The sequence below is a fragment of the Halomonas sp. 3D7M genome (assembly GCF_014897885.1).
GTDB lineage: Bacteria > Pseudomonadota > Gammaproteobacteria > Pseudomonadales > Halomonadaceae > Vreelandella.
Genome location: NZ_JABUZF010000259.1, coordinates 11,894 through 18,048, shown reverse-complemented (window position 1 = coordinate 18,048; position 6,155 = coordinate 11,894). Strand labels below are relative to the sequence as shown.

9 protein-coding genes are annotated in these 6,155 nt (G+C 52.5%); 4 read left to right on the top strand and 5 right to left on the bottom strand.

All coding sequences use genetic code 11. From position 1 onward, the window contains the following. The 5 genes from INT22_RS21305 to INT22_RS16755 all read right to left on the bottom strand — a co-directional run. The coding region (locus INT22_RS21305) for an ATP-binding cassette domain-containing protein (protein WP_319022099.1) at positions 1 to 248 on the bottom strand (248 nt) is incomplete at its 3' end. A 66-nt stretch (positions 249 to 314) separates the two neighbouring features. After that, a complete protein-coding gene (gene lptA / locus INT22_RS16770; RefSeq protein WP_089037699.1) occupies positions 315 to 818 on the bottom strand; it encodes a lipopolysaccharide transport periplasmic protein LptA in 504 nt (167 codons plus the stop codon). A gap of 8 nt (positions 819 to 826) precedes the next feature. Further along, entirely contained in the window at positions 827 to 1,399 is a 573-nt protein-coding gene (lptC, locus tag INT22_RS16765) for an LPS export ABC transporter periplasmic protein LptC (protein ID WP_193061292.1), read from the bottom strand. After that, complete coding sequence (locus INT22_RS16760) at positions 1,399 to 1,941, bottom strand: KdsC family phosphatase (protein WP_193061293.1); 543 nt, start codon at positions 1,939 to 1,941, stop codon at positions 1,399 to 1,401. Before INT22_RS16760 ends, lptC begins: the two co-directional genes overlap by 1 nt. Before the next feature lie 33 nt (positions 1,942 to 1,974). Continuing rightward, the gene (locus INT22_RS16755) at positions 1,975 to 2,961 is read right to left on the bottom strand and encodes a KpsF/GutQ family sugar-phosphate isomerase (protein ID WP_083005806.1); all 987 of its coding nucleotides are present in this window, start codon (positions 2,959 to 2,961) and stop codon (positions 1,975 to 1,977) included. Positions 2,962 to 3,254: 293 nt separating this feature from the next. Between INT22_RS16755 and INT22_RS16750 the strand changes: the two genes are divergently transcribed. From INT22_RS16750 to INT22_RS16735, 4 genes are read left to right on the top strand one after another with little or no spacing between them, the layout of a single operon-like run. Then, complete coding sequence (locus INT22_RS16750; RefSeq protein WP_089037701.1) at positions 3,255 to 4,076, top strand: ABC transporter ATP-binding protein; 822 nt, start codon at positions 3,255 to 3,257, stop codon at positions 4,074 to 4,076. After that, positions 4,077 to 4,877 (top strand): lipid asymmetry maintenance ABC transporter permease subunit MlaE, encoded by an 801-nt coding sequence (mlaE, locus tag INT22_RS16745; protein ID WP_089037702.1) that lies wholly within the window; start codon positions 4,077 to 4,079, stop codon positions 4,875 to 4,877. A 16-nt stretch (positions 4,878 to 4,893) separates the two neighbouring features. After that, positions 4,894 to 5,358, top strand: coding sequence for an outer membrane lipid asymmetry maintenance protein MlaD (gene mlaD, locus INT22_RS16740; RefSeq protein WP_038485491.1), 465 nt, complete (start codon positions 4,894 to 4,896; stop codon positions 5,356 to 5,358). A 38-nt stretch (positions 5,359 to 5,396) separates the two neighbouring features. Then, positions 5,397 to 6,056 (top strand): MlaC/ttg2D family ABC transporter substrate-binding protein, encoded by a 660-nt coding sequence (locus INT22_RS16735; RefSeq protein WP_193061294.1) that lies wholly within the window; start codon positions 5,397 to 5,399, stop codon positions 6,054 to 6,056. Positions 6,057 to 6,155 lie beyond the last annotated feature (99 nt).

Genomic DNA, 6,155 nt, shown 5'->3' with positions numbered 1-6,155 from the left:
AAGTAGCCAATACCTGCCATTGCACGTTCGTGCATGGGGGCATGGGTTAAATCAAGCTCGTCAATGCCAACCTTTCCCGCATCAGACTTTACCAAGCCGACAATCATATAAAACGATGTCGTTTTGCCAGCGCCATTGGGGCCTAGTAGCCCTACCACGCTGCCTTGAGATATCTCTAGGTTAATATCCTTAACGACACGGCGGCGTTTATAGCTTTTGGCTAGGTGGCGAGCATAAAGGGTTTTTATCGGCGCTGATTCTGAGGCTGTGGTTTGAGGTGCAGGCTCTGCGTTATTTGTCGCCACTGGACACTCCTATTGTTCCGGCTGAAGAGTCATGCGGATACGTTGTGGTTCACTACCACTAACATCAGAACGCGCCTGAACCACACCTTGGTCGATAAAATACTCTAAGCGTCCACCTTCAAAGCGATCTGCTTGCTGGGTCAGTTCCGCTTGGTCAATGAGCTCTACCCGACGCTCGGCAACATGATAAATAATGCGCTTTGCCCAGCCTTCCATTGGGCTAGCTTGGTCTTCGAGCTGGTTGCGTATATAGGCTCGTCCACCGGTTGCAACGGCGCGCGATAGCTCGCCAGCATCGTTGCGCTGAATCTCAACGCGATCTCCACGCAGTTGCATATTGCCCTGCCGAATATCGACGTTGCCTGAATACACAGCAGTGCCTGCGCGTTGATCGAGATCTAAACGGTCAGCCTCTACTTCTACGGGGGCTTGGCTTTGTGCCATGACCGGTAGCGCTGCCGCTGAAATGGGTAGCGCAATGACGAAGAGTGCCGTGCGAATAAGAGCGTTCATCGCGACTCCTACTGAGAACGAGTGGCAGGCGGGTGAACGCCGCGCACGTTATTGGTTAAGCGGATCTGGCTATCATCCAGCCATACATCCATGCGTGAAGCGCCAATGCGCTGGGGCGGTTGCTGAAGTATGGTTTCGGCATCGCTCCAAGCATGACGGGTGGTGCCATCATAATGTAATAACTCTGTATTCAGCTGCCAGCCCTCGTCGGGTGCAAGTAATTGGGCTGAGCCAGCTAGTGTGAGCACCTGCGTGTCAGTATTTAGGGTGCCGGTCTCCGCCGTCGCTAGCCATTGACGCTCTTCGCTATCGAATAGTGTCGCCCTGGGGGAGAAGACATCTGTCATCGCCGTTTGAGGGGTATGGACTAAGCGTGGCGTCGTCAGCGACTGCTGGATGGCACCGGTGTCACCAAACAGAGTGATTTCTGCATTCTCTAATACATGGCCGGGCTCTTGAGCGCGAGCCTCAGCGTCGATTGATTGGTCTTGAGGGCCGCGTGGATCCAACCATACCAGTATGCCACCTAAGGCAAGCACCATGATGGTTATCCAAATGCGTTTTTTAACCCAAAAGCGCATTACGATTGGCCGTGTAGGTACGTATCTAAAACAGCATCCCAATGGCCTTGAGACATCAATAAGGTGTCGCAGATTTCACGTACAGCGCCGTGGCCACCAAGCCGATCGGTGATCCAGTCAGCGTGGGTATGCATATAATCAGGAGCATTAGGGACGGTGATGCCTACGCCAGAACGTTTCATTGGAGCAAGGTCTGGTAGGTCGTCACCACAATAAGCAACCTGCTCAAGCGTGATATCTAGGCGTTGGCAAAGCGCGCGTAGCGTAGTGAGTTTATCCTCGCACCCTTGATACACGTGGGTAATGCCCAGCGACGCAGCACGTTGGCTGACCATGGGAGAATCACGCCCAGTAATTAAGGCAACATGGATTCCGACGCGCTTCAAAAGTTTGAGGCCGTGGCCATCTTGGGTATGAAACGCTTTGATTTCGATACCGTCAGCTTGAAAATAAAGGCGGCCATCGGTAAGTACGCCGTCAACGTCAATGGCAAGCAATCTTACGCGGCGAATCCGGTCTTGTAGAGCGTCAGGTAGGGCCATGAAGCCTCCGTTATTAATGTTTGAAAAGAACGATTAAATGACACCGCTAGCAAGTAAGTCATGCATATGCAGCGCGCCAATGGGGCGCTGCTGATCATCCACGACCGCCAGTGCGGTGATTCGGCTGTCTTCCATGATGCGTACTGCTTCAGCCGCTAACACATCGGGGCCAATACGTTTTCCAGGACGTGTCATCACATCATCAACTAGGACGTCACGTAGATCATGGAACTGATCCAGCGTTCGGCGTAAGTCACCGTCGGTATAAACGCCGGCAAGGCGTCCTTCGCTATCGACTACGCAGGTAAAGCCCAACCCTTGGCGAGTAATTTCCAACAGTGCGTCCCGTAGCGGGCTGCCTAATGCTACTTGGGGGAGGCGTGATCCGTTGTGCATTAAATCCTTTACACGCAAAAGTAGGCGTTTGCCGAGGCTTCCACCTGGGTGTGAAAGCGCAAAATCTTCCGCGGTGAAACCACGTGCTTCTAATAATGCCACGGCTAAGGCATCACCCAAGGCAAGTGCTGCTGTGGTTGAGCTAGTCGGTGCTAAGTCGAGAGGGCAGGCTTCGCGCTCAACGCCGCTATTAAGGTGAGCATCGGCGTGTTTGGCTAATGTGGACCCTGGGCGCCCCGTCATGCTGACAAGGGGGGTTCCTAGGCGTTTCAACAGCGGAAGCAGCGCGGTGACCTCTGCGGTTTCGCCAGAGTTCGAGAGGGCTAGTACAACATCTGCGCGAGTGATCATACCGAGATCGCCGTGACTGGCTTCACCTGGGTGTACAAAAAAAGCAGGCGTGCCGGTGCTTGCCAACGTTGCAGCCAGCTTGCCCGCAATGTGGCCGGACTTACCCATGCCGGTTACCACTACGCGGCCCTGGCAGGCAAGGATAAGTTCACAAGCGTGGTCAAAGCTCTCATCAAGCTTTGCCTGAAGCCCACCGATAGCGGCTTGCTCAATTTGCAGCGTGCGCAGCGCACTTTCACGCAGTGGGCTAGGTGTCGATAGTGGCTGGCGCATGAGGGCATCTCTTTTCATAAGCGGTCAAAAGTAGGTCGCTAAGAATAACATCTTGGCGCGGTTTGTAGGTAAGGCGCGTATCCTACTCCTCAGTGCGGTTGCAATGAGCGCATCTGTTACTGTGAGTAGCGTTCAGTTACGATGTTCGATAATATTTCGAAAACAGTGTTTTTTAAACTGTCTGTTCTTTTAAACTAGCTGTTTTTTTGAATTATTTGTTTTTAACTAACTCATGCGTAGCCAGCATATACTATTGCTGCTGCGGCAAGACGACCATCAAGGCCAGCCAGCCCATGACCGATGCTCCCTTCATCGAAATTGAAGATTTGTACTTCTCGCGGGGTGATCATGATATTTTTCGCGGAATCAATATGACGATTTCGCGTGGCCAGGTAACGGCCATCATGGGGCCAAGCGGTACCGGCAAGACGACCCTTTTAAAGCTAATTGGTGGGCAATTAACGCCTGACCGGGGGCGAGTGCTAATCGACGGTCAAGATGTGCATCGCCTATCGCGTAAGGCCCTGTTTACGTTGCGTAAGCGCATGGGTATGTTATTTCAGAGCGGCGCACTGTTTTCAGATCTCGATGTATTTGAAAACGTAGCGTTTCCGCTTCGGGTGCATACTGACTTGCCTGACCCTATGATACGCGATCTAGTGCTTCTTAAGTTACAGGCAGTGGGTTTGCGCGGGGCTAGGCACTTGTCGCCAGCTGAGCTTTCGGGGGGGATGGCAAGGCGTGTGGCGCTGGCACGGGCGGTAGCGCTTGACCCAGAGTTAATCCTTTATGATGAGCCTTTTGTCGGGCAAGACCCTATTTCTATGGGGGTGCTTGTACAGCTAATTAAACGGCTGAATCAGGCACTGTCGCTTACGTCAGTGATCGTTTCGCACGATATCAAAGAGACCCTCAGTATTGCGGATTATCTGTACCTCATTGCCGATGGGCAGGTGGTAGCCTCAGGCACGCCAAGTACCTTAGATACGAACCAAGATCCCCGAGTAAGCCAGTTTATTCATGGTGAGCCAGATGGGCCGGTGCCGTTTCACTATCCCGCTGAGACACTTTACCGCGATATTCTAGGCCAAGCCTCCGCAGGGAAGGTGCGTTAAATGCAATCAAATATTAAACATGCTATTTCGCATGTTGCTCGGCTGGGGCAAAAAGGGTGTGATGCCTTAGAGTCGCTAGGGCGTGCAGGTGTCTTTCTTGCCCAGTCGGCTGTAGGGGTGCCTTCTCGGGAAGGGTGGTCGTTGTGGCTGCGCCAAGTGCACTTTGTCGGTGTGCTATCTCTGGCTATTGTGCTGGTGTCAGGGCTGTTTATAGGCATGGTGCTTGCGCTACAGGGGTATACCATTTTGGTTGACTTTGGGGCAGAGCAGGCGCTTGGCCAGATGGTTGCTCTTTCGCTTCTTCGAGAGCTAGCGCCGGTGGTTGCTGCGCTACTGTTTGCAGGGCGCGCGGGCTCTGCGTTGACGGCGGAAATTGGCCTGATGAAGGCGACTGAACAGTTAACCAGCATGGAAATGATTGGCGTTGACCCACTGCGCCGGGTTGTGGCGCCAAGGCTGTGGGCAGGTTTTATTGCGCTACCCATTCTGACCGTTGGTTTTAGCGTGGTGGGGATTTGGGGTGGCTATTTGGTTGGTGTGGAATGGCTGGGGGTTTTTGAAGGTTCTTACTGGAGCAATATGCAGGCTAGTGTTTCGTTTGTTGATGATATTGGTAATGGAATAATCAAAAGCCTTGTATTTGCAGTAGTCGTTACCTGGATTGCGGTGTTCCAAGGGTATGACTTAGTGCCTACCTCTGAAGGTATTTCACGTGCGACAACACGCACGGTGGTGTATTCATCGCTTGCTGTTTTGGGGCTGGATTTTGTATTGACCGCCGTGATGTTTGGCGGCCTTTAATGGGTGGAGCAATAACATGAAGCGCAGTAAAACCATGGAGTTTGGCGTTGGCCTGTTTATGCTTGCGGGCATTCTGGGGCTTGTTTTTTTGGGCTTGCGCGTAAGTGGCATGACGCTTTCAACATCTTCCGACACGTTTCGTCTTGAGGCCAGTTTTTCCAATATTGGCAGTCTGAAACCACGTGCGCGGGTCACCATGGCCGGTGTTACTGTGGGGCGGGTAGAGGCCATTGAGCTTGATACCGAGTGGTATGATGCGCGGGTGGTGCTGAGTCTCGATAGCGATCTTGAAGGCCAGCTTTCGCAAGATACTACCGCGGCTATTTTGACGGCTGGGCTGCTCGGTGAGCAGTATATTGGCCTGAGTGTTGGCGGCGCTCCTGAAGTGCTTGAAGAGGGGGATGTTATTCGAGATACCCAGTCTGCCCTGGTGCTCGAAGAACTTATCCAGCAATTTGTATCCAATATGGTTACTAACTAAGCAGCGTGGGTGCTGTCAGTTGTCATGAGGTGACTTTAATGAAAGAAAATAGCGTAATGTTGGCCCGTCGTTTGCTCTTTTGGTTGGCGCTAGCGGTTGTTCTGCTGCCTTTTGCCGCTCAGGCCCAGTCGAAATCGCCAGAAGCGTTGGTTCGTGACAACGTCAATGGCTTCATGGAGCAGATTAACGGCAGAGAAGATTATTACGCCAATAATCTTGATGAGCTTAAAGCGTTGGTCAACGATAGCCTGAATGATGTGGCGGATTTTCGTTATATTGGCGCTAGCGTGATGGGCAGCTACTTTCGCAATGCAACGCCAGAACAGCGTAGTCGGTTCGCCGATGTCTTTCGTCAAACCCTGATCGACACGTACACGCGTGGTCTCGTGACCTTTGATTATGATGAGTTGAGAGTGTTGACCGACCAGCGCGGTCAGCGCTATGAAGATCAAGCCAGTGTTGATATGGAAGTTGTTGCCACTAATGGTCAGGTTTACCCCGTTAGCTACAGCCTGCGACTTTCAAATGGTGAGTGGAAAGTGGTCAATGTCATTGTTAATGGCATCAATTTAGGGCTGACCTTCCGCAATCAGTTTGACCAGTCGATGCGCGAAAATAACCGAGACTACGATGCCGTCATTCGTAGCTGGTCACCCGAAATTGGTGTCGACGAGCTTGAGCAAGGGGGCAACGCGTGACGACGCTGTTATCTACGCCCCATGTTTCGCTGATTGCGCAGTCTTGCGCGCTGGCGGTTCAGGGTGATCTCAATGTCAATGCAGCGGCCGATGTGGCCG

What these genes read in the sequence shown, in the direction of transcription:
- lptA (WP_089037699.1), bottom strand. Translation starts at nt 818, where the DNA reads ATGAACGCTCTTATTCGCACGGCACTCTTCGTCATTGCGCTACCCATT.
- lptC (WP_193061292.1), bottom strand. Translation starts at nt 1,399, where the DNA reads ATGCGCTTTTGGGTTAAAAAACGCATTTGGATAACCATCATGGTGCTT.
- INT22_RS16760 (WP_193061293.1), bottom strand. Translation starts at nt 1,941, where the DNA reads ATGGCCCTACCTGACGCTCTACAAGACCGGATTCGCCGCGTAAGATTG.
- INT22_RS16755 (WP_083005806.1), bottom strand. Translation starts at nt 2,961, where the DNA reads ATGCGCCAGCCACTATCGACACCTAGCCCACTGCGTGAAAGTGCGCTG.
- INT22_RS16750 (WP_089037701.1), top strand. Translation starts at nt 3,255, where the DNA reads ATGACCGATGCTCCCTTCATCGAAATTGAAGATTTGTACTTCTCGCGG.
- mlaE (WP_089037702.1), top strand. Translation starts at nt 4,077, where the DNA reads ATGCAATCAAATATTAAACATGCTATTTCGCATGTTGCTCGGCTGGGG.
- mlaD (WP_038485491.1), top strand. Translation starts at nt 4,894, where the DNA reads ATGAAGCGCAGTAAAACCATGGAGTTTGGCGTTGGCCTGTTTATGCTT.
- INT22_RS16735 (WP_193061294.1), top strand. Translation starts at nt 5,397, where the DNA reads ATGAAAGAAAATAGCGTAATGTTGGCCCGTCGTTTGCTCTTTTGGTTG.